General features: G+C 40.2%; 3 protein-coding genes. All 3 read left to right on the forward strand.

Going from position 1 to position 996, the window contains the following annotated elements:
* A partial coding sequence (locus A9G07_RS08635; RefSeq protein ID WP_141677498.1) for a site-specific DNA-methyltransferase occupies positions 1–303 on the forward strand: 303 nt, incomplete at its 5' end.
* Between the two features lie 28 nt (positions 304–331).
* Positions 332–655 (forward strand): phage holin, lambda family, encoded by a 324-nt coding sequence (locus A9G07_RS08640; protein WP_176713960.1) that lies wholly within the window; start codon positions 332–334, stop codon positions 653–655.
* Positions 656–725: 70 nt separating this feature from the next.
* The coding region (locus A9G07_RS08645; protein WP_256122119.1) for a D-Ala-D-Ala carboxypeptidase family metallohydrolase at positions 726–996 on the forward strand (271 nt) is incomplete at its 3' end.

Here is a 996-nt window from a genome sequence, read left to right on the forward strand (position 1 = left end):
CAATATGAATCATTGCGCCGTCCGTTTTATGTTACAGCTGATGTCCCATACATAGATGTGTGGAATTATAAACCTGTTCAATATTACCCAGGTAAACATCCGTGCGAAAAACCTGCCGACATGATTCATGACATGATCAACGCTGCATCACGTCCCGGTGATGTTGTGGCGGATTTTTTTATGGGATCAGGGGTGGTTATCAAGCAGTCGGAATTGTTGGGACGCAAATCTATTGGCGTTGAATTAGATGAAGAAAGATTTAATCAAACATTATCAGAAGTGAAATCTTCTGGCCCCACGTAATGAGGGCGTTATCATGATGAGAAAAAAAATGTATAAAAATACAATTTTAGATTGGTTACAGGCCAATTGGCCGATGATTTACGCATCGCTAATGGCGTTTATTATTGCATTTGGTCGATTAACGTACGACGGTGTCGGCGGACGTAGAAAATGGGTGGAGGCTATTTTTTGCGGTGCTGTAACTATGTCAGCTAGTACTGGATTAGAGTTTTTTGGTTTTTCTGTCACGTTAGCACCATTTGTTGGTGGCGTGATTGGCTGGCTCGGTATAGATAAATTACGTCAGTTGTCACACGCAATTGTCGATAAAAAAGTCGGCATAAAAAATGAAGATGAAGATAAAAAAAACTAAAAATTTATCAACACTTTACATTCCACTCGAAAAAACATGCAGAAACAATCAGAAAACTCGGAGAACTGTAATGAAATTGACTGAGCATTTCACACTAGAAGAGTTTACCCGCTCAACAACAGCAAGCAGATTAAAAATAGATAATAGCGTGCCTACAGAGCTGATGCCTAATATTAAATTAAGCGCTGCAAAGTTAGAATTAGTTAGGCACGCTTTAGGAAAGCCAATTATTATTACATCTGGTTATCGTTGTCCTGCGTTAAATGCTCGTGTCGGTGGGGTTGCAACCAGCGCCCACACGAAAGGATTAGCGGTAGATTTCAATTCATCATACGGCACAC

Origin of the sequence: Gilliamella sp. wkB72 (assembly GCF_001693745.1) — a bacterium.
Classification (GTDB): domain Bacteria; phylum Pseudomonadota; class Gammaproteobacteria; order Enterobacterales; family Orbaceae; genus Gilliamella; species Gilliamella apicola_E.